Source organism: Paenibacillus sp. FSL H7-0714, from assembly GCF_038003765.1.
Taxonomy (GTDB): Bacteria; Bacillota; Bacilli; order Paenibacillales; family Paenibacillaceae; genus Paenibacillus_AQ.
Map to the genome: position 1 here is coordinate 2,444,016 of NZ_JBBOPT010000001.1, position 22,639 is coordinate 2,466,654.

14 protein-coding genes are annotated in these 22,639 nt (G+C 34.1%); 12 read left to right on the top strand and 2 right to left on the bottom strand.

The features are described 5' to 3' along the window. Nucleotides 1-13 precede the first annotated feature (13 nt). Nucleotides 14-1,357 (top strand): HNH endonuclease, encoded by a 1,344-nt coding sequence (locus NST34_RS10655; RefSeq protein WP_341127729.1) that lies wholly within the window; start codon nt 14-16, stop codon nt 1,355-1,357. Between the two features lie 682 nt (nt 1,358-2,039). Here NST34_RS10655 and NST34_RS10660 read toward each other — a convergent pair. After that, on the bottom strand, nt 2,040-2,534 hold the full coding sequence (locus NST34_RS10660; RefSeq protein WP_341127730.1) for a helix-turn-helix domain-containing protein: 495 nt from the start codon (nt 2,532-2,534) through the stop codon (nt 2,040-2,042). Between the two features lie 335 nt (nt 2,535-2,869). Between NST34_RS10660 and NST34_RS10665 the strand changes: the two genes are divergently transcribed. The 11 genes from NST34_RS10665 (at nt 2,870) to NST34_RS10715 (ending at nt 20,409) form a co-directional block, all read left to right on the top strand. After that, the gene (locus tag NST34_RS10665; protein ID WP_341127731.1) at nt 2,870-6,820 is read left to right on the top strand and encodes a hypothetical protein; all 3,951 of its coding nucleotides are present in this window, start codon (nt 2,870-2,872) and stop codon (nt 6,818-6,820) included. A gap of 39 nt (nt 6,821-6,859) precedes the next feature. Further along, nucleotides 6,860-7,687 (top strand): macro domain-containing protein, encoded by an 828-nt coding sequence (locus tag NST34_RS10670; protein WP_341127732.1) that lies wholly within the window; start codon nt 6,860-6,862, stop codon nt 7,685-7,687. Continuing rightward, nucleotides 7,687-8,247: a TIR domain-containing protein gene (locus tag NST34_RS10675; RefSeq protein ID WP_340890021.1), complete on the top strand. Its 561-nt coding sequence runs from the start codon at nt 7,687-7,689 to the stop codon at nt 8,245-8,247. Before NST34_RS10670 ends, NST34_RS10675 begins: the two co-directional genes overlap by 1 nt. Nucleotides 8,248-8,422: 175 nt before the next feature. Further along, nucleotides 8,423-10,132, top strand: coding sequence for a TniQ family protein (locus NST34_RS10680; protein ID WP_341127733.1), 1,710 nt, complete (start codon nt 8,423-8,425; stop codon nt 10,130-10,132). Nucleotides 10,133-10,199: 67 nt separating this feature from the next. Next, nucleotides 10,200-10,388 carry a hypothetical protein gene (locus NST34_RS10685; protein ID WP_341127734.1) on the top strand — a complete coding sequence of 63 codons (189 nt, stop codon included), beginning with the start codon at nt 10,200-10,202 and terminating at the stop codon, nt 10,386-10,388. Nucleotides 10,389-11,234: 846 nt separating this feature from the next. After that, on the top strand, nt 11,235-12,590 hold the full coding sequence (locus NST34_RS10690) for a TniQ family protein (protein WP_341127735.1): 1,356 nt from the start codon (nt 11,235-11,237) through the stop codon (nt 12,588-12,590). 831 nt (nt 12,591-13,421) lie between these two features. Further along, nucleotides 13,422-14,060: a TnsA endonuclease N-terminal domain-containing protein gene (locus NST34_RS10695; RefSeq protein WP_341127736.1), complete on the top strand. Its 639-nt coding sequence runs from the start codon at nt 13,422-13,424 to the stop codon at nt 14,058-14,060. A 13-nt stretch (nt 14,061-14,073) separates the two neighbouring features. Beyond that, on the top strand, nt 14,074-16,167 hold the full coding sequence (locus tag NST34_RS10700) for a Mu transposase C-terminal domain-containing protein (protein WP_341127737.1): 2,094 nt from the start codon (nt 14,074-14,076) through the stop codon (nt 16,165-16,167). Nucleotides 16,168-16,170: 3 nt separating this feature from the next. Beyond that, entirely contained in the window at nt 16,171-17,160 is a 990-nt protein-coding gene (locus tag NST34_RS10705) for a TniB family NTP-binding protein (protein ID WP_341127738.1), read from the top strand. An 870-nt stretch (nt 17,161-18,030) separates the two neighbouring features. Next, complete coding sequence (locus NST34_RS10710) at nt 18,031-19,053, top strand: site-specific integrase (protein ID WP_341127739.1); 1,023 nt, start codon at nt 18,031-18,033, stop codon at nt 19,051-19,053. A 1,194-nt stretch (nt 19,054-20,247) separates the two neighbouring features. Further along, a complete protein-coding gene (locus NST34_RS10715) occupies nt 20,248-20,409 on the top strand; it encodes a hypothetical protein (protein WP_341127740.1) in 162 nt (53 codons plus the stop codon). Between the two features lie 1,047 nt (nt 20,410-21,456). On the opposite strand, the gene NST34_RS10720 is transcribed toward NST34_RS10715, so the two are convergent. Then, entirely contained in the window at nt 21,457-22,143 is a 687-nt protein-coding gene (locus NST34_RS10720) for a thioredoxin domain-containing protein (protein ID WP_341127741.1), read from the bottom strand. Nucleotides 22,144-22,639: the final 496 nt, after the last annotated feature.

Below are 22,639 nucleotides of genomic sequence, written 5' to 3' on the forward strand. Positions count from 1 at the left end.
GGAGTGTTGCTCGATGAAGAATTTTGAGGTTTTTACACCAGTTCAATTGAGATGGGAAGCCTGTTTTTATTGCGGAGGCCATCTTCCCGCTCTAAAGAAAGAGCATATCTTTAATTCGAGCTGGACGGGAAAACATAAGACAGGTGCTTTAATATGTGATGAATGCAATGCTGCTTTTAGCTTTTCGGTGGATACTGCCTTCAAATCTTATACAAAATACCACATGAATGTATGGTCTTTAAAAGGTGAACGGCAGAAATCGGTTCCGACCATTGAAACTGAAGGTGAGATCATTATTAAGTCAGGAGCTCAGCCGGAGGAAAAGCCATCAAGCTTTTTTAGTTACGAGGAGGGTAATTTGTTTTATACGGCCAAAGCACCAAATAAACCAGCATTACGCCAATATTTAAATGAACAACTTTCTAAGGATCTGGGGCGAGATCTAAAAGAAGACGAAATTAAAGATATAAAAAATATGGTTAGAAATGCGAGTAGTGAAATAAAACCACTTAATAGCGTACAATTGTATGATTCGATTGATCCATTCCTCGAAATTCGTTCCACCGTCCATACAATTCTAAAATGCATGGCGCTTTTTGACAGTGATTTTACGAAGCATGTATCCCATAAAGTATTGGACTTTAGTCGCCACGGAGTAGGAAATTGGCAAGAGTTTGCCTTCCTCGGTAATTCAAGCTTAGATGTGGCAAGCACATACTTTAAACACCATCCCGACTATAATGCGGTCGAGGTGTATTATTTACCATCAACAAAACAAATTTTAGCTAAACATATTATTCTTGGTAGAATTATACGATGGGTAGTTCTATCAAATATATACGAGGGGCCCCATAAAATTTTATTTGTAGGCGAGCCATCACTTGGAGGTATACTTAAGAAATTCCTTCTTATCTTCTCTGAAACGTTTCCCCCTTCAGCTCAAATCGAGCGAGGGATGAAGGAAGTAGATTTTATTGAGGATTTAATGACATTAGCTCAGATTACACTTGGACCTGACGCCCAATTAGCACGATTGTTTCGTGGTATGGAGGGGATTTTTAATGATTTCGATGTCTTGACTCAAGAACATATTGATGAATATAAGGATACTCTACTTTTATTTTTAAATAATATGTTCCGAATAACCTCGCTTATTATACAGTGTCCTATTCCATATTCGGAAGAAGACATGCTCTGTGGATTAATGGATAATGGTCTCACTGAATTGGAAGCATATGTTGGTCAAATCAATATAGCAGAAGGAATCATAGATACCATGTCTCGTCCAATTCAATATGTTTTTAGCCAGGTCGTTCAATTAGGAGAAGAAGCGAAATTAAAAGAGAAGAATAAATAAATTAATTTTTTCTGGATATGCGAAGTTTTGAGAAATCGAAACTTCTTTTTTTTTGTTGGCGTGCCCAGAGCCACGCATTATCTAGTTGGTGAAAGTCCAACCAAAGGAGGGACCAAGCCACCTTTGTAGCTAGGATGCTTGCGCATGGCGAAATCTGTGTGTGAAAGCGCATCGACAAAAGTACTTATCAGAGATAGGGCGAGCAACAACCTAGGCCGCAACATGAAGTGAATCCTGCCGCGTCGTCAAAAAGGCCCTGCGAAGGGGAAAAGAAGGTACCGAGTCTCGCAACAGTAGACGAAGGCCAAGGAAGCTGTACAGAACTTGGGTCAACAGTGAAGAACCTTCCGGCGTAAAGGGAACGGCATGGGTTGAAAGATAATGCAGTGAACTGGGGAGACCCTCCCCCACACAGATTTTTTTTTAGAAGTCCGTAAAAAGGTGCTCTATAAGTTCAAAAGACGAAGTGTACCGCCTGTGGGAAGGGAGTCCGAGGGGCACATAGTACCTAAGAACCTAAAGACAACATAATTTTAGGGAGGGAAGGAGCCCTGCTTTGTTTACGCTTTTAAAGGAGGTACGAGTGAGTGAATGCCAAAAGGATAACGACACCAAAGGGAAAAGTTCAACAACTCCAGAGAAAGCTATGTCATGCTGCCAAGGAAAACAAGAAACGTAAGTTTCACGCACTATATGACAATACTTGCTGATAGGAGACCTGAAACTGTCCAGCTGTCTTTTGGTAATCATGTTGATTGCTCAGACAATACTGAACGATATCGATCCGTTCTTGCCAAGTCGTAGTTCGCCCTTTTGTCATAGCTTTTCCTTCCCCTTTATAGGCTGTTAAGCTGCTATGACCATTATACTTGTTAATCCAATTGAAGAGCTGCCTCGTACTAGCAATCTTGTATTTATCGATGATCTGATACTGAGACAAGCCCTCCTCAAGATAGTCTTTCACCGCCTGGAGCTTCAGTTCAGCACTGTACCTTTGAAGATGTGTACGGCGCTCTAGCCCTTCATATCCATGTGTCTTATATCGACGTTGCCATTTCATTAAAGTCGTCTTGTTAATCCCATATTTCATCGCAGCTGCTAAAAAACCAATCTCCCCATTCGATACCTCTTCGAGGATGGTGAGTTTCTCTAAAGCGTTATATTTCGCTCTAGACATAAATAAGCTCCCCTCACAGTAGCAGGCTTTTTTTATTTCGCCTGTCTACCGTATGGGGAGCATATCAGACTTTATTTATCAAGTCTTGTTCTGTCGCTGCTTCATTTAATGGACCAGTCTAAAACTTATTTAGAAAATGCTGGCGATTCTCCAAATCAAAAACGTTGCTAGATCAATGACTCCAGTCTAAAACTTTATTTTCCTAAAACAACATCCATACTCTTCACAGTTGAACAGTTATAGAGACAGTAGTTGCTTTTTTTTTTAAGCTTTCTTAATAAATTATAGTATATGGTATAATATTACATGATGAAGGTGGAAATGAGGTCGATTTTTTGGATAATATGAAATCTGAGTTAGGCACACGTGCTGCTTGGAAGGGGTTTACATCTCAAACAGTATATATTGCTTATAGACTGATGTTATTAGAAAATGAGTATGACTTTTTCCCGGAACAAGCTGAAGATTTAATGATAAAGAAGAATAATAAAATCCTTGAACTTGTGCAAGTGAAAAACTTGACTGCAGATTTAGCATTGTCACATTTATCTCCTAAGGAAAAAGATTCATTCTTCCAAAGATGTTTGCAATTAAGGTGTATTTCAAGAAAGGACATCATTTTGAATATTGTTTCATTTGGAGGCATCGGAGAGGAAATTAAAAAATTCTGTGATAGTGAATACTCTTCACAGCTAGCAATAACAGTAAAGTTATTATCGTACGGGTACAATGAAGATGATATTCAATGGATACATCGCCACTTGAAAGTGGAGCAAATAGACGAAAAGGAGCTATTGGTTAAGATTCATCAAAATCTTGAAGGCTCTGTGCGTACTATGGCAGCACCATATGTAGCATTTGATGTACTTATTAACTATATCTACGATTTATCAAGAACAGGAGGGTATACATCGAAGCAGCTATGGAATCAAAAATTAGATAGAATGGCATTAGATTTTTCTGCTGCTTCAGGAATGGCAAAACAGCTTGGTCAGACTATATTCCCAATATATGAATATAAAGATTTATATGATCATGAATTATTGCAAGCCGAATATAATGCCGGTATTAATGCGTTGCCACAACATATACGGGCCAATCTTGATTTTCCCCGGAAGAGATGGAGCGATAGTATTGATATCGCATTTCAAACATCTAATATTGTTGTCGTTCGAGGAGTGTCTGGACAAGGAAAATCAACAATAACTTATCGATATTTATTGGAAAATTATTTAGAGCGCGATATTATTTGCATTGAAAAAGTTCTATCTGAAGATCAGGCTATTGAGATTTCGGCTGCACTTCAAGGTATGGCTAGGGATAGGCAAACAATGCTTGCTGTGCATTTAGATGTTAACCCCTACGATACGTCTTGGTTATGGCTTTGCGAACAACTATCAGCGCATGGAACATTATTAAAATTAATCATTACTATAAGGGAAGAGGATTTCCGAAGAGTTATCATAGATTACTCGAAACACCGTTTTGTCGAAATTGAGCTACATTTATGTAAAGAGGAAGCCCAAGAAATATATACAAGATATCCTTCTGCTAATTTTTTGTCATTTGAAGCAGCCTGGGATTCTTTTGGTGAAGATGGACCTTTTATGGAATTTGCATATATGTTAAATCAACAAGGGACTTTAAGAGAGAAATTGAGGGCACAAATTGATAGGATTATTCAACAAGAGGCTTATGCAGATGATTGGTTGCAAATTCTTGAAGTTGTCTCATATGTAGGGAAATATAATTTAAAAGTTAGCATTTCATCCATATTTGAAAAGCTCCCCTGCCCGCAGCGTCGTAAGATGTTATCAGTATTTGAGAAAGAATATTTTTTGCGAGAATCAAAAGATAAACAATACTTGGAGAGTTTACATGCTTTAAGAGCCAGCATATTATTTGATATTTTAAAAGAACACAGTATACTGTCTGACCTGGATACATTAAAAATATCTCTCCAAATTATAAGAGACACTCCATTAATGTTAGTAGTTGAGTTTCTTGAAAGTAATGGGATGTCATTAGAATTAATTAGATCCCTTGCAAAAATAAATTATAACTCTTGGAGTGTCTATGCAGGTGTATTAAAGGCTGTGTTGTGGGGAGAGGTGCATACATATTATTGGAAAAATAAAAATGTAATTGATAAAGGGAATGAGCTCATTGATAATTTTATAATATTTGGAATTACTGACGTTACAGGATATCTTGAAGATTATGACTTTTCCATATTATTTGATTTTTGGAAAAGTGGAAATCCATCAATATACCAAAGGCTTTTGGACTTAAAAGCTAATTTGGCCCCCAAAAAGCTGTCCTATGAGTTTTTAGATCTGTTTATTATTGAATCTTTTTCATCTATACCTCTTAATACAATTATGAGAGCAGAAGATTTAACTGCAATGGGTTTCTGCCTATATTGGTTTTCAATCAGGGAACACAAGGTTCCTGAGCAGACACTTGAAAGCGTTCTTCCATATATGAATTCAACTAACATAGAGGATTATTTAAATCTTTTGGTGGGGTTAAATTATCAAAATTGGTCATTTAACTATAATAGGTTACGAACATTAGCAGAAAAAATTCTATTTGCGCAACTGGGTATAGTTTATTGCGAGGTAACGAATGAAGTAACAGTTCACGCCATTTATAATATTCTAGAAAGTGAAGATATAGATTTTAACATAAGGATATCAAGAGTTGTTGATGCAATTCGAAAGTTATATCCGCAGAAACAAAGGTACAATGTCGAAATGATTGGTTTTAATATAATTGACAATATTGAATTGCCTCCTACTAAGAAAAATATTCCTATTGAAAACTTACCACTGGTGTGGATAACACAGCTTAACCGATGGTTATTAAATATCGAAGAATATATAAATGCCCCGATTTCATGGGATGATGTCTATCAAGAGGTTTTACAGATCAAAGAAAATATAATTTCTTCAGTTAATTATATTATTAAAGGAATTGATTATATTTATAGCAAACAATCACAAAAACGATTAAATGAACGTTTATCTTTAGAATCGATTAGGAATGTTAGAAAGAAATTAACAGGTTATACATTTCCGACTCCAAAATGTGCGCTCGATCAGTATGGGATAAAATTAAATAATGTAATAGTTGATAAAAGTAATGGGGATTTACGATTATATTCTGTATCCTCAAACAACGAAAAGAAGTTTAAATCAAACTGGAATAAATTTTGTACTAGTTATCTTGCTTTCCTTAATCAAATGAATGATCTACTTATTGTCAAAATAAAGAGAAAAGAAATAACGAATGAAGGACGCTTGTCTTTAATTAATTTAATTACTGCGTATCAGGAAATTAATGAATTGGAAACCCGTTTTAAAATTGAATTTACAAAGTATGAATGTGAATTTTTTACCCGTGAGGAAAAGCATAAAGTACTGTTACTCACTGCTGTATGGTCGCACCTATATAACCTGCCTTTATATAAGACAAATTCACTTTTGTACGATTGCAATTTATACCTGAGAAATTATTCTGATCGGCTGAAAGAGTTCTTTTTTTATGATTTGACTAAGCTCGACGGAGTTATAAGCCAAAAAAATATTGATAAGAAAGTCCAATTGTTAGTAGATTCAGAGCAAGTGGATTTTATATCTAGAGAAATATTCTTAAGGTTTAAGAGAACATTCAATGAAATTTCTAGACTTACTTTTGAAGAATCAATCTTTAAAGATTATGTACAAAGTGTAGATATATTAGTTTCTTTTAATGGACAACCTCTGCCTGGGGGACATTTAATAGGGCATGAAAGGTTTGTCATTTATGAAGAGCTAGAAAAGTTCATGTCAATGCTTGCACCCTCAACTGATACTCGTGGAATTACATTAGAGGAATCTCCCAAAACTGCTGTAGTCAAATTATCTGCACATCTGCACGTGTTGCCTATGCTGTTTAAGCATAGCACTCAAGTTACCAATTTAGTTTCAACTGTTAAATTAAATGAAGCTTATATATCCTCAACGTATAACAGTTGGTTATCTAACACATCGGATTATCTTGTGGAAATAATAGAAGATATAGAATCAAATATAGAAATTATTAGAAATCATAGGCACGGAACTGACGATAAGGACGTGGATAAATTTGGTAATTTTATATTAAATGTTTTAAATGATATTAAGGGGAATTCAAAGGGAATACTTGTTGTAGAGGGGGATGATGAGATTTTTAAAGTTGTGTCTATGCTTAAGGAAAAAATCGAATTTTTTATTGACCTATATCCTGAAGAATATTTCATGTAAAACAACTATTTTCATATTTGTTCAAAGTGAGGGTACAAAGTGAAAAGAAAAGTTAAGTTTTTTGATACATCGTTATTTAAAGATTTCTTGTATATCTTGTCAACAGCCGGTGTCTTTTTTTCGTTCTTCTCAATAATTATAGACGTTTCTAATAAAGCAAAAATTTATGTTGGATTGGCTCTTATTATAATTCTGTTCATAATTTATTTAGGTATGTGGATAAGGGCTAATACATTGACCTCTATTGAATTAAGTGTTGATAATTCAAAAGTTATTGTTAAGATAGGTAATATTTTTAATGAGCCGGGACTGAAAGTTATTGCATTTAATGAATATTTTGATACTACAGTCGATAATGAAATTATTTCACAAAACACACTTAATGGATTGTATTTAAACACGATTGTACCTGATATTGAGGAACTTGATAGGCTTATTGAACAAAGTGAATACTTACGAGAAAAAAATGAAAGTGAAAATGCTACTAGAGTTAAAGGCAAAAAGAAGAGATATAGATTAGGTACTATTCATCAAAATGATGAGTACTTATTAACAGCATTTTCAAGGTTTGATAACAATAATAGAGCATACTTATACATGAACGACTATATCAGTCTCTTATTAAACTTTTGGAATGAAGTTGACATCATTTATGCTGGTCGATCTGTCGTTCTTCCACTCATGGGATCTGGAATCACAAGGTTCAAGGAATATAATAATGTTACCGATCAAGAACTACTAGAGTTGCTTCTGTGGTCTTTCAAAATCAGCAGGATAAAGTTTACTCATCCCTCTACTGTGACCATCATTATCCATAGCTCAAGAAAAGACAAAATCAATTTCTATAAATTAAAGGGGGTTCTTTAATGTCTTATAGAAATGGTACTTATGTTGCATTCGATGGAAACGCTACGACTGATCCTTCCAAAGGAGATATGAAGTATTATGGATTGTTACAAAGATGGAATACTTCAATGGACTTTGAATTGAAATTCAGTGATAGTCATAAAAAGACTTATCAAGTAAGGGATACTAGTTTAACTCGGACATTACAAGCAAGGCTCCTTGAGAGAATGCGAAGTTCTAAAAATATGCTTTTGATTATTTCTAAAGACACAAACTGGGACAGGGGTATGCTGAATTTTGAGATTGAGAGGGCAGTAGATGTATTTAATCTCCCCATTATAGTTGCGTATCCTGGGTATGATTTTATTTTGAATCCCTCATTGCTTGAAGATAAGTGGCCACGGGCTTTGTACGAAAGAATAAAGGATCAAACAGCAAAGTGTATACATATTTCTTTTAAGCAGAAGGCAATAGCTGATGCCGTATCCCGATTTAGTATACATAATAAAATAGATCAACTAACTGCCCCATTGCACTTCTTTTCGGAAAGCGCATATAGTGACTGGGGATATAGAAAATAAAATTACTTATGGTTTCATTTCTTTTGTACCAGATCTTTCTATCTAAACCGAGCTCTCAATTTGTTCTGCCTAATCATGACTTTCCTCAACCCTACGAAATAGTAGGGTTTTTTGTGTTACATAGAATAGATATTTTTTTATTGGAAATAATTTAAATTGAAGAGGAGGGAAAGCGGTGCAGTTACTTTTTAGACCTCGCATCAAAGAAGAGGAAAGTCTACTCGGTTACATTGAGAGACTAGCATTATTAAATCATTATAATAACAGCTTGGGAATTTTTAACCTGTTAAAGTCATCTAACAGAGATCTTCAGAATAATTTATTTCAAATTAAAGACACGGTTATCTTAGAGCAATTAACAGATGAAAGCTCAGACCTATTATTTTCAAGAAGCTTTGTAAAAATAAATATTACTAAAAAGATTTACGGAAAGTACATACTGAAAAATAAAATTAAATATTGTGCTCAATGTGTAAAAGAGAATAGGATTCATAAATTTATATGGGGCTTTCATCCAATCTGCGCTTGCTTACAGCATCTATCGATACTTAGGGATTGTTGTCCTGAATGTAGTAGGGGATTAACGTTAAATGAATTGATGCAAATGGGCATTTGTAGGAATTGTGGTTTTCAATTATTATCAACCAAAGTTAGTGAAAATGATTTTGAATTATCAGATGAGTATATCCACTCACAAATACTAATTGATAAGAGTTTGATTGAAGGTGCTCCCGTTTTCAAAGAGATTGGTTTAAATGAAGTCGCACAGTTCTTCAGTTTAGCCGAAATTTCATTTCACATATTAGAGGGAATGCAAAGTTTTATTGATGAAATTCCTCTATTAATCAGCTCTTTCTCAAATAAAAGAAATGGTAATTTTGATAATCAAAAGAGTTTGATTTCTTGGGGTAATTATGTATGGATGTATGAGGATTTTCCCACTAATTATTATAGGGTACTTAATGAATTTTTGAAAAAAGATAAAAAAACAATATATGAACAAAAAAACAAATATGAGGAAGGGTTAATTAAGAACGAGTTCTCAGTGATTAAAGATGCATATGAGCAATTCTGGATTTTAAAATTAGATGAGGGGATTATTCGCAAAGATTTTTCTGTATTCAAATATAATGAAGACTTACTAAGACAACGTAAAACTATCCGGAGAGAGGAGGTGAAGAAAGAGAGTGGAATGTGTTATCCAATAATGACTAAGCTTCAAAATCACGGAAGACTTGATATAAAGTCAATAATAAATGGGAGGCAGCAAAGGTTTTTTGTTAATCAGAAATCACTAAATAAATTAATTGAAGATAGGGCTATATACATAAATAAATTTGAAACTGCTTTATTACTTGGAATTACACGTGATTCAGTTACACATTTGATCAACGAGAAGTATCTTAAGGAAATCCTGACTCCTTATGCTATCCATACGATGATACTAAAAAATGAAGCTGAGCTCTTACTTATAGAATGCACTGGCTCCTACGATCCAAATTTCCAAGGAATTTCTTTTCATGACGCATTAATTAAGTATTCCGTACTTGGCCTAAAAATTGCAGATTTAATTCGATTTACAAAAGAAGGATTAATTTATCCAAAAACAAGACGTCTTGACGGAACGTTTGTTGATGTGTTGTACTCTGAGTATGAATTAGAAAAGTGTTCTGAAAAATTGAAAGATGAAAGACGGAAAGTTAAGGGATATTATTTTACTGAAATTATGAAGATTCTACACGTTGGAGAAAGAAAATTGAAGTCGCTTTTAATACATGAAGACATAGAACCTGATGAGACAATTGAATTAAAGGATGGGCGTAAAAGATACCTTTTCAATCATGAGAAAATAGAAAGAATACGAAGGGCATTAAATAAAAACTAAAATAAATTTAGTATGAAAAACAGAACAAAACAGCTATAGCCAGATCAAATTTGAAGGAGTAACGAATATGGATTCTAAAGTATACGTTTCTATAGATGGAGTAATAAGGGAAGCTATTGGTCCACAGCCGAAAAGTGCCTTGCTTTTTGCAGCCTCGCAGAAAAGTGCTAAAACGGTAATAAAGGAGCAAAGAGAGAAGCGACTCAGAAATAGTGAATTTTTAAAGCAACGTTTTTCGGAAGCGGTTAAGAGATGATTAAATACCAATAACAGCTGAAGTTGACAAAGTACAATGGTAAGTTAAGGGCCAGCTGCGAACAAATAGAGAGTTTGGCTCCCAATCATGGTCTACAGCTGAAGGCGTAAAGTTATATCCGGGGTTACGGAGTTTGATCAGCAGCATACTTTTTTTTGGGGACCCCTAGGGGTCCTTTTTTAATTTTGGGTGTGCCAAGAGGTACGCATTATCTAGTTGTTGCAAGTCCAACCAAGAGAGGGGGCTAATCCACTCTTGTAGCTAGGATGCTTGCGCATGGCGAAATCTGTGTGTAAAAGCGCATCGACAAAAGTACCGGTCAGAGACCGGGCGAGAAACAACCCAGGCCGCAACATCAACCTCACATACGGTTTGATGAGGAGGGGTTGAGTTATACCAGCCCTTTACTCTAGCGATATTATGTAACATATGTGCATTTCGTCATATGGAGTTAGATTAAACATGAAGGATAATTCTACGAGTTGAAAAAGAGTCTGCTGAGGGATTATCAAATCTAGTTAACCTATCCTGTGTTGAGGCTTCGCGTGTAATAGCTGTTTTGGCTATTACGTACATCAGAATCTTCGCTTTATATTTTGTAAAAGTGATTTGGCGTGAACAAGTAGAAACATTAAGTAATTGAGGTTTTGTTTCTTGTGTTTAAAATAAAAATAGTTGTTTATTTATTACTATAATCGTCAATCGGCGATTCAAAAGTATGAGTTGAAAACTGAATGAATATAAAGTTGTATTAGTTGCTTGAAAATACTACAATTTACGAAGTTAATTAGATAGAAAATAACTTACTCTGTTTCCTTATTAAAATCTAGGTATTTGGAGGGAAAAATGAATAAGTTACCCCTGCAACCGCTACCTTTACGGCCCCTTCCATATTATGATGAGAGTTTTAGTGGTTATTTGTTAAGATTTTCCTCAATGAATTTTGTAGATCCAAAATTTCTTTATCGAAAATTAGATTTATTTAGTGAGAAACCGCAAATTAAAAGTTATTTTATAGATTGGAATTATTTCAATGATAGAGATTTGAATTTTTTGACGAATATAACAAATATTAAAGCTGTAGATATTGTTAATATGATGATATTTAAATATAAAAACCGGGATATTATATTTAACGGAAATCATATTTTGCAAGATGATATTGAGGTTGTGCGGGCAAAGATTTGTCCTTGTTGTTTATCGGAGAGTGAATATTTTAGAAAAATATGGCTCCTAAGTAATGTGACTGTATGTCCGTATCATAATGTTGAGTTAATGGATAGTTGTAGTGTATGTTCTGAAAAATTATCTTGGAGAAAGGGAAATATATTTATATGTATCTGCGGACATCGATACAAAAAAAGTGAAGCAGTATTTGCTGCAAATGAAGCAGTTAACTTTTCAGAATATATCTATTCTAAATGTGATTTATTCAAAGAAAATTTAACATTTAACAACAAAAGTGATTTTTTAGATTGTGATCTATTAACTTTAAACACAATACTTCGGTTTTTAAGAAGAGAAATAACTACTGGATTGAGCGTTGAGGATAAGTATAAGCGAGGATATATTTCGTTTTCAGAATATGCAGAAGTCCAACTTAATGTAATTCAAATTTTGAGTTCATGGCCACAAGGCTATAAAAATTTCCTTAATGATCTGTATCTCACAAAGTATTCGGATTTATTTTTATTAGACAAGTCTTTCATTAAGTTTCAAAGAGAAAATGGTAATTTAAAACCTCTAATAGAGGAGTATCATTTATATGTGAAACCTATAAAAGAAAAAAGGGTACGGGAAGAAGAAGAACAACAGAAAAATCAAATCGAAGAGTTTGAAAGAATGGTAGGAATAATAAAAGATAATGAAAGAGCACTATCTTTAAAAAGAAAGGAACAAGGCCTGTTGCTTATAAAAGAAGTTGGCAAATTATTAAGATGTCAAGAATGGCATGTAAAGTTTTGGATGAAAAAAGGATTACTTGATAACAATAAAGAAGATGGGCTTGGGGCTATAGTTACCCTAAAAAGTTTTAAGAAATTCAAAAGAACATATATAACCTTGAAAGAAATACAGAAAAAACTTAAAACTTCTTATACTCAATTATCGAAGCAAGGTATTCTACCAGTATCAGGTTTAAAAGTGGATGGTGGCAGAATGTATCTATATCGAAAAAAAGATATAAAAGTCTTGTTGAAATAAATATATAATGAATGTATGGAACGCTAAGCAAATCTTAACGGGTTAGATTTGCCTTGTACATTTTGATAAATGTATTCTATACTGCTATGCTTGAAGTATAATGACCGACGCTGGAAAAACAAATTCCGTGGTCTTAAGAATAAAAATCCCCTTCCCTCAAGAAGAGCAACCCAATCAATTAAACAAATTAAAAGGCATGCACAAAATGAGCTATCTCCTAGTTGAGATAGCTCATTTTGTAGTGGGATTTGTGAATTAAAAACAGTCTTAACTTTAAAGTATATATCAAAACTATTAAGCAACGCTTTTTACGCTACTCTATATGACTATGAAGAATAACTTTATGACTTAAAAAGAAAATTGATAAAAAACAAATAAACGATGTTTAGGAAGATCTTTTAATACCAGATTCATTTATTGAATTTAAATGTATTTCAAAGTTTACGATTCAAATAAAAATTTAAAATGAAAAATTTTTTTGCAAATAGATTTTTCCACATTGATTACAAGAATTAATGAAGTGCTACTGCACTCAGATTCAAGAATGTAATAGTTTTTTTGAGATTTTAAAAGAAAAAGGAAGTTTGAAAAAATAATCATTAGAGAATTTATAATTTTACTAATTGAAATGCTAACTATATGGATAAATCTCAAGATAAATTCAATGTAAAGCAATGTTTAACATCTGAATTTATGAATTATATATAATATACAATACCTAAATTAGTTATTAACAAAATTATATGAATAATAATCTTTCAGTACTGTATGAAGAAAATGAGTAAAGGCTAAAATAGATTTATAGAGTTATTAAAGTTAAGGAGGGTAAAAGTGATAACACCAGTCCGTAGAATAAGGCCCACAAAAGGCATGAACTATAGAAGTAAAATTGGGTCTACAAAAAATTTACAAATAATTTATGCGGAAAGTCTTCTTGAGCGGGATTATGTTAGGTTATGTAATTTTGATCCTTCCGTTTTGAAAATTTATTATCAACCTAGAGGAATAGAATATCATTATAAAGGAAAGAAAAGGACATATTATCCTGATTATTTGATTATCAGTTCGGAATTAAAATATTATTTGGTTGAAGTTAAATTGAAAGAGTTTGTGAATAAAAATACCAATAAAGCTAAATTTGTAGTTGCGAAGGAATATTGTAAGCTGAAAAATTGGACATTTTTAGTTCTAACAGAGGATCAAATAAGACCAGGCTTTTTGCAGAAAAATTTGAGAATACTATTAGAAAAAACAAAATATGAAAATAATCCATCAGTTGTGGAGTATATAAAAGTTGTATTGTTACAGTCTGATTTTCTAACTATTGGAGAATTGAGAGAGTTATGTAATGTAATAGAGCCATCCGTTTTTATGATTAATCTCTATAAGATGATTTATAACGGGGAAGTCGGTTTTGATTTGTTTTCACAGACATTAAATGACGAAGGAATAATTTGGCTTAATCCTTAATAGGAGGTGTAGGATGGCTCGAAATCAGTTTAATGTTGGAACAAAGTTCTTAATGGATGGTTTAGAATATTTAATTAAACGTTCTGGACATGAAGAACTATTGGTTGAGGTGAAGAAGTATAAGCAAACTCAATTCGTAACAATAAAAGAGTTAGAACAAGCCTGGTATGAAGAGCGGCTTATATTTAAGGATCCAACAGATAAAGTAGATAAAATTAAACTTGATTTAGGACAACTTACTTCTAAAGAAGACAAAAAAATCAAAATGAAGTTAGAAGTGCTTCAACCTGTAATCAATGGGACATATCATACCATAAATCTTGATAAATATCTTAAAGAATTGGAAGAGCAAAAAGGAATCAAGGTCAAAAAAGCAACTTTCTACAATTGGAAGAAAACATGGGAAAAGTATCAAGATGCTCGTTATCTTTTGGATATGAAGACAGGCCCCAAGAAAAGAAGAACTGAAGAGGAGGTTATGGGTACCTTAGAAAAAATTATGGATGAAGAGATTTATGGTGGTGAAGAGACATATTACAGAGAAATTTATCGTTTGTATAAGGGAAGTTTAAATAATGTCAATGAACTAAGGGATGAAAATCAAAAAGAGATCATTCGATCATTTCAAACCATTTGGAGAATTGTAAAAGATAAACGTGATTATTACCGTCAGCAAGCTGCAAGAGAAGGACCTGTTGCAGCACGTTTAAAGCGTGATGGTTCAAAAAGTATGTCAGAGAAGCCAACTAGACCATTGGAACGAGTAGAATTGGATTGGACACCTATTGATTTGAAGTTGGTTGACCCAAAAAACCTGCAGAGAAAAAGACCATGGCTTGTTTATGCAATTGATGTTTTTAGTGGGGAACCACTAGGATTTTATATTACTTTTGATCATCCAGACAGCTTTGCTATCAAGCAATGCCTATTGCATTGTATTATGCCAAAAAGTTATGTGAAAAAATTATACCCAGATGTCAAGAATGAATGGATTGCTTATGGAATTCCTAAAGAGCTTGTAATTGACAATGCTTCACAGAATAACTCATATGATTTGGAAGAAGTCTTTAATTTTCTCGGCATCCAACCACTTTATCCAGAGGTTGCAGCAGGACATAAGAAGGGAACAGTGGAAAGAGGACTAAAGACCTTTAACGATATTATGCATACGTTAAGAGGAACAACTTTCTCAAACATTTACCAAAAAAAACAATACGACTCAGAAGGAAAAGCTTGCATTACATTACAAGCCATTTATTACATTGCACATATAATTTTTGTGGATATTATATCACATAATCTGAGTCATACTCGTATGGGGGGGACTCCTCATCAAAAATGGAAAAATGCATTTGAAAATGACCCTAGTCTTACAAAAGATTTACCATTTAGTAAAAAAGAAATAACATTAATATTGTGTGGCGGTAGAGAAAAAAGAATAATACAAAACAGAGGAATAACGATTAAAGAGACATGGTATACCAGTAATGAATTGATGGAATTGAGATATCGATTAATTCAAAATGGCGATGAAAATACGAAAGTCTTAGTTAGATTTGACTTTTCTGATACAAGAAAACTCTATGTTGAAGATCCATATAATAAAAGTTTTATAGAAGTTTTCATTGATCCGAATAAAGTAAATGATATGGAAAATCATTACGATGTGGAACCAAATCTGCCTCTTCCATTCGAACAATTAAAAGTAATATGTCTATCGGAAGGGCGCTATCATCGTGAGTTTAATGATGAACATGTAATTCAAGGACTTAAAAATATTAAAAAAATCGAACAAAATCAGCTTAGTGATAAGCGAAATAAGTATAAAAATACTCTAGAAGAGATGAGAGTTGCGACAGAGGGACTTGCCATGCAGTCATTCGACATGAGCACATTAGATGAACCTGAAAATATCGAGTCGTTGGTTTACGTTGGAGAGATTACAACGATGAAATCAAATAAATCGAAGTTAACAGCTAAGAAGGATAAAGTAAGTCTAGATAAAATAGAACATTTGAAAATTCCGGAAGAAGCAAAAATTAAGGCTCATAATAATAATGATGATGATGACTTACCAAGCTATGGTGTTTCTAAACTGGGAGGTTAAGAAATGAAAAAAGAGGACTTCCCGCGTTTAAGTGGAAAGCCAGTTGAAGAAATAGATTTACGATTGAGATTAGAACATCTTGATCAGATCGTTGTACATCATCGTAAATTCAATGAACTCTATGAGGTTATAAAAGATTGTCATAATTTTAAGAAAGGAGCAGCTATCTTAGGGGATACTGGGACAGGAAAATCTACATTATTCAAAACGTACGAGAAAAATTTCCCGAAAGAAAACAGAACTAAAATAATCAATTCCCATACCATTATATATACTGCAACGCCTGTTCTTCTATTGGAATTAGATTCAAATTCAAAACCGCAAAACGTGGCATCAAAAATGTTGCAAAAACTGGGAGACCCATTATACAACCAAGGGACTGAAAAGATATTAACGGCTCGTTTAAAACAATATCTTCTAACTACAGACGTTGAATTATTAATTATTGATGAACTGCAACATTTGATTGATACAGATACTCAACGTGTAATAAGAAAGGCAGCTGATTGGTTAAAACAACTGCTTAATGATGTCAATCTGCCAATAGTTTTTGGTGGTATCAAGGAGGATGCCATAAATATTTTTAATAGTAACAGACAATTGGATGAACGTTTTCCTTGTAAACCAGATTTTTTTGGCTTTCAATATAATTCTGAAGAAAATATAAGAGAGTTTCGAGGTTTTTTAAAAAGTATAGATCTACAACTGCCATTTGCCGATAAATCTAAAATATTCGATCCTTATCTTGCAGAAAAAATATATTACGCAACGTTAGGTATTTCTAGAACATTAAATCATCTTTTGCACCATTCTATAAAATACGCTTTAAGAGCTGGAAAAGATAGGCTTGAAGAAAGCGATCTTGAATATGGTTTTTCTTTATTATATTTAAAAACAAGACCTAAGGTAATTAATCCATTTGATGGAAAAGTTTTCGATCTTAAGGTGGCTCTTGATAAAGAAAAACGAAAAAATAAGCTAGACGGGTATTAAAAATAGGTTGCTTGCCTTAAAACTATAGAATTCTTCTCTTACACCTAATTGTTTACGAGATAGACGTTAAAATGATGTTTTACTCAAGGGGCCAAATGTCGTAGTGAGGTAGACTATTTAATCGGACTGAATAGAACCTAATCTTCGATAATATTAAAATTTTCAAGCTACTGAACTGTTATGATGCAGAAGTTTTTTAACAGAAATCATTATGTTGTTATGGCTACATTCAGAAAAGAAAATACTAGATATTTTCTAATCAAAATTGCTCAGAAGGCTAAAATTAAGATGAAAAAAAGTAATGAGTGGAGCAAGAATAGAAAGCGGATACCCGTTATCGAACGAGGCGATATAAGGGGAATAGAGGTGTGTTCGCGTGGGAGAACAACGACAACGTATCAATGAAGAATACAAGAAGCAGACGGTGAAGTTCATTCAAGAGCCATACGAAGAGCATTGAGGATATCGCAGAAGAACTCAGCACTACAAAAAGTACACTGCATCAGTAGATGGGACAATATCGTGAGATAAAGAATGAACGGCAGCGAGTAAGGATGGGTATAAGAACTCGAAGCAGAGTTGAAAGAGATGCGCCGTCAGCTCCAGGAACGAACACAATGAATCAAAACTTTAAAGTATTGAAACCCCATACCGTGGAGTGACCCACATTACGTCTATCCCAGCCGAGGAGGTTGCTTGTACCTGGCCAGCATCATGGATCTATGCACGAGTAAAATCGTCGGATGGCAGTTGTACAACCATATGGAAACTAGTCTAAATATGGATGCATCATTACAAAATCCGTTGCGTGAGTGTCTACTTTCTTGACAGAGGTTCAAGTTTCCCATTATTAAGAAAGGGGAGGAGATAATGAATTCTAACCACGATATCTTTTTAAATTCGGTGAGGAATAGTAAGATAATTGTAACTTCTACAGACGTCATTTCGAAAGATGAATCACTTCTCCTGGAAGAGTTAAAACTCAGAGAAGAAGCTGGGAATTATCAAATAAGCTCTAAAGCTGAAAATACAAAGGCTGCGTATGTTTCTGACTGGCTGCATTTCGAAGATTTTTGCAAAAAATTTGGATACCCATGTATGCCGGTAGATGAAGAAAACTATGTTTTATACATTTCTAGCCTTGCGTTGCATGGGAATAAGCCAAATACGATTATTAGAAAAATGACTTCCATTTCCCAAGTTCATAAGGCTAACGGCTTCGCTGATCCCACAACTTATAAAATAAGTAAAGTGTTATCTGGAGTTCGAAGTAAACACAGAGCTAAAGCTAAAGGTAAAATACCAATCCTTGTTGATATGTTAATATTGATGTTGGATCATGTCCCAGACAATTTAAAAGGGATACGAGATAAAGCGTTGTTATTAATCGGTTTTCAAGGGGCATTTCGGAGAAGTGAGTTAGTGTCCTTAGACCTTGAAAATATAACCTTTGATGCTCAAGGTATCAGTATTGAACTAGCTTATTCAAAAACTGATAAAGAAGTGAACGGTGAAATTGTCGGGATTCCATATGGACAAAGCCCAATGACATGTCCGGTGAAATCTCTGAAGAGATGGATTGAAGTAGCTGATATCCAAAATGGTCCAATATTTTTAGGAATAAATAGACATGGTCAAGTAAGTGTGAAAAGACTCTCTGACCGCTCTGTTGCCCTGATTGTTAAGGAATACGTAAAAAAAACTGGTCGTGATGAATCTAAATACGCAGCACATAGTTTAAGGTCTGGTTTTGTTTCATCTGCAGCGATGGCTGGAAGTAGTGAACGTTCTATAATGGCCCAAACAAGATATAGCTCAGAAAAAATGTTACGTAGCCACGTAAGAAAGGGCACCGTTTTTGAAGATAATGCAGCAAGTAATACTGGGCTTTAACATTCAGTAAAATTGATTCTTCAATGAATTTAAACTTAGGTTAGGCAGAGTTGAGCAGTTTGAGATGAAATCATTGTCTGCAACATCAATGGTGTTTGCATGCATTCTGAAAATGAAATGCTAGTGCCAGCGGCTGACTATAAGACGAACATACAGCTAGTGGTTAAAGTTCATCTTCATGTGCAGGTGCAAATCTCTTGAATACAAAAGTAAGTTAGACATGCAGTAATAATTTATCACCATTTTACTAAGTGAGATTTAAAACCAGCTTGATCATTGAGAAAAGTTTTGAATAGGGCTTTTTCATTTTGTGGTTCAAACAATTTATCGATATGTCTAACTATGAATTATTAGGTTTGAAAACATAATCTATAAACTTAAATTGAAGGATACTACTAATAAATCAGAGAGTGGATTGTTATGCTTTTAAATGAATATATATTCAAATGGGTTTGAAAATTTTTCTATTGAATTCAGTTGTAAATTAAGTTGTCACCATATATGAATATGATTTGTCATCGCCTGAACCTTTGTTGGTTCAGGCTTTTTTTAGTTATTCAAACATCTTACTGTACTAGTTTTACCAGATTCTCATTTGGTAATAATTGAGGTTATGAGCCAATGAAAGATGGAGTTAGAAATGTCATTTTTATGACGGGAAGGGATAGCCTGTGGACTGGCTGAGCGAAAAAACTTGGAGGAAAGAGGATGAACTTTATTCACCAAAGCGAAAAAGTCAATAATAAAGGGAGCCGAAATTCCCCTCATATTATTGGGTCAATACCAAGCCGGAAAATGGAACGGCATATTCCCTACGAGTCTTTGTGGGGGGAATGCTTGTTTTATTATTTGTTGGAGTTGGATCCTATAACAGTTAGGTACTATCCACAACCTATTTGGGTCCCATACCAAGTGATGAATTCTCGATTTGTATTGAAAAAAAAGAGTATGTGCCGGATACATTAGCTTTCAGGCAAGGAAATCCTCCTCATTTGTACCAAGTAAAAGGCGGCGATATCTTTGTAGAACAACAACCACATTTTATAGTGCATGTATGAACTATAGTATTAAGGAAGGGTGGGGCTATTCTGTTGTGAGACCAAAGTTACTTCCCGAGACAGTGAAAGAAACATACAGCTAATTATGAATCACAAGCAAAAGAGAGAGTACTACAACATATATATCCATGAAATTATGAAGAAAGTAGTTTATTTTAAAGACCACAGTATTGAATATCTTGCTAAGAGCTTTATTGCAAAGGTAAATGTTAGGGACATAGTTCCATTAATTTACGATCTAATCTTTTTAGGTGAATTAAAAGTGGATTTGCTACAGCCACTAGATTTATTCTTTTGATCCTAATCAAATCTTCATAGGGATTTGAAAAGGTGAAAGAACTAAATTATTGAGAGCAGAGAAAGGGGGGGCGATTAGTCCATTGGTTATAACCATGAACATTAGGATAGTGACGTGGCCCTTGTTGCTCTAATTTAGCGGCAAATAGGCCAGATAAAGTAGTATTAGAAATGAGAAAGCAAGTCTATGAATAAAAATCGAGTTTGATGGTTTGGAGTTATATGTAACTGGAGCCTAGAAGATAGATCTGGGAAATTACGGGAAATAGAATAATGAATTTAGATTCGGCAATCGAAAAAACACTACCAATTGTCCTAATGGTCAATTGGTTAGCGATTAATTCTAATCAGACAAATGTGACGACCAATGTAAAATTTAGTCGGGAATAAACACCTTAAACTGTTTGGCTTTTTGTTTGTTGGTTTCTCTGATATCATCAACCTTGTGACTCTTCTCTCGAGTGTGATGATCCTTCAAGTTGTAAATAATATCGAGTTACACATAGTAGTTTATACCTTCAAATGCATATGTTGCTCCTATATAGCTTTGCACTAGTTCAGCCTTTTCTATATCAATATTCCATTGATCCATAAGTAGAAATACAAATTCGATGGGAATGGCGCTTGCATACCGCTCTAACCGTGCCGCCTATCCGCATTGCTTAGTAGATGAGGATTATTGGAAGTATAGATTTTAAGCGGAGTTTCTGCAACAGCTTTGATCTTTTCTTAATTTGCTTGAAGCTATAGTTGCATTCCTTCTTGAATGTGAAACACTCTGTTTTAGCACACCATGCTACCATTTCCGATGAAAGCAATCTTTAAATGGATCAGGGTATTCATGCAACCTGAATATCGTATGAAGGGACGATCAGGAGCAGTTCTACATTTAGTAATCCCTGCCCACTTTGGCAATACCTTAATCCTTGAGGCGATGTAAAATCCTCCTTCCAGAGCTGCTGAACTACTGTTAGTGGCACTTAAGTATCTTCAAAAGATATGTTTTTTGAGGGCAATAAACTATAATGACTTTCTGAAAGCATTAGAGTTATTTTAGAAGGTTAAGGATATATTCTGTTAATTGTGTATAGTCTATCTTTTCTCCGTTTACAACAAAAGATGGTGTTCCATAGATACCATTTGCAGCAGAGATTTTAAAATCTTTCTTTACATCAATTAGATATTTATGTTCTTGAAGATCTTTCTTAAACAGATCAAAATCAATCTCTTTAATATTATCTTTCACAAATTTGAGTAAGAACTTTTCCGTAGCCCATATTGCTCGTTCTTTCCCTTGTATTTGAAATAGTTTTTCTTTGAATTCCCAAAAACTATCAGGATTTTGATTATAGATAATTTCGGCTGCTACAGCAGCTTCTATAGAGTCTGGACCAAGAAACGGAAAGTTAATGAAATAAAATTGAACTTTTCCTGTATCTACAAAATCACTTTTAAACTTAGTGGCATTGTCAACATCCCAATTTCGACAAGCAGGACACTTGAAATCTGCAAACTCTATGACTTTAATAGGAGCATTTGGATCACCAATAGATGGCTGAGAAGAAAGCTGAAAGTCACCAACTTTAAGTTCGATTTTTCCAGTAGCATCCATCAAAGATGGAAGTTTCCTCAATTCGGATTCATCACTTTTAGACATAAATGCTGTAAATGCCAAAAGTAGAATTAAACATAACATAATTACTCCTACAAGCCAAAATACGTGGTTCTTTTTCATCAAGCACCTCAGTTGTTTATGGTTGGATTTTATACTAAGGTAGTCCAATAAACTTTGTATGTGAGAAAGTTCTCATATAATGATCCATAAATATTAATATAATTACTTTTTGACTTCTCTTTATTCAAACTGTGATTTTATTTGAATTGAGCATTTTGCATTAATCTAAGCCCTAGATACACAAAGGGATTTTGGGTAAAGTCAAGTAGTATGGCTATAAGTTGCACTTGGCCGTCGATGCCAAGAGTGAACTTCCCATGGCACTCAAGTTACCCTACCCATGTGAACGACGGAGATGCAGGACCTGCGATTAAGACGCTTGTGGGTAAGAAATCAAAGTGAAATTCTTTATGCTGGATGCGGGATGTGACCTAATGAAACTATGTGGCGATACGGCATCTCAACGCACAGGCTATTATCCCGATGAATCTCTGGAATGAAAAAGAACTGCCAGCGAGGATCCATGCAAAGACACGCCCTGCTGTTCAATGGGATT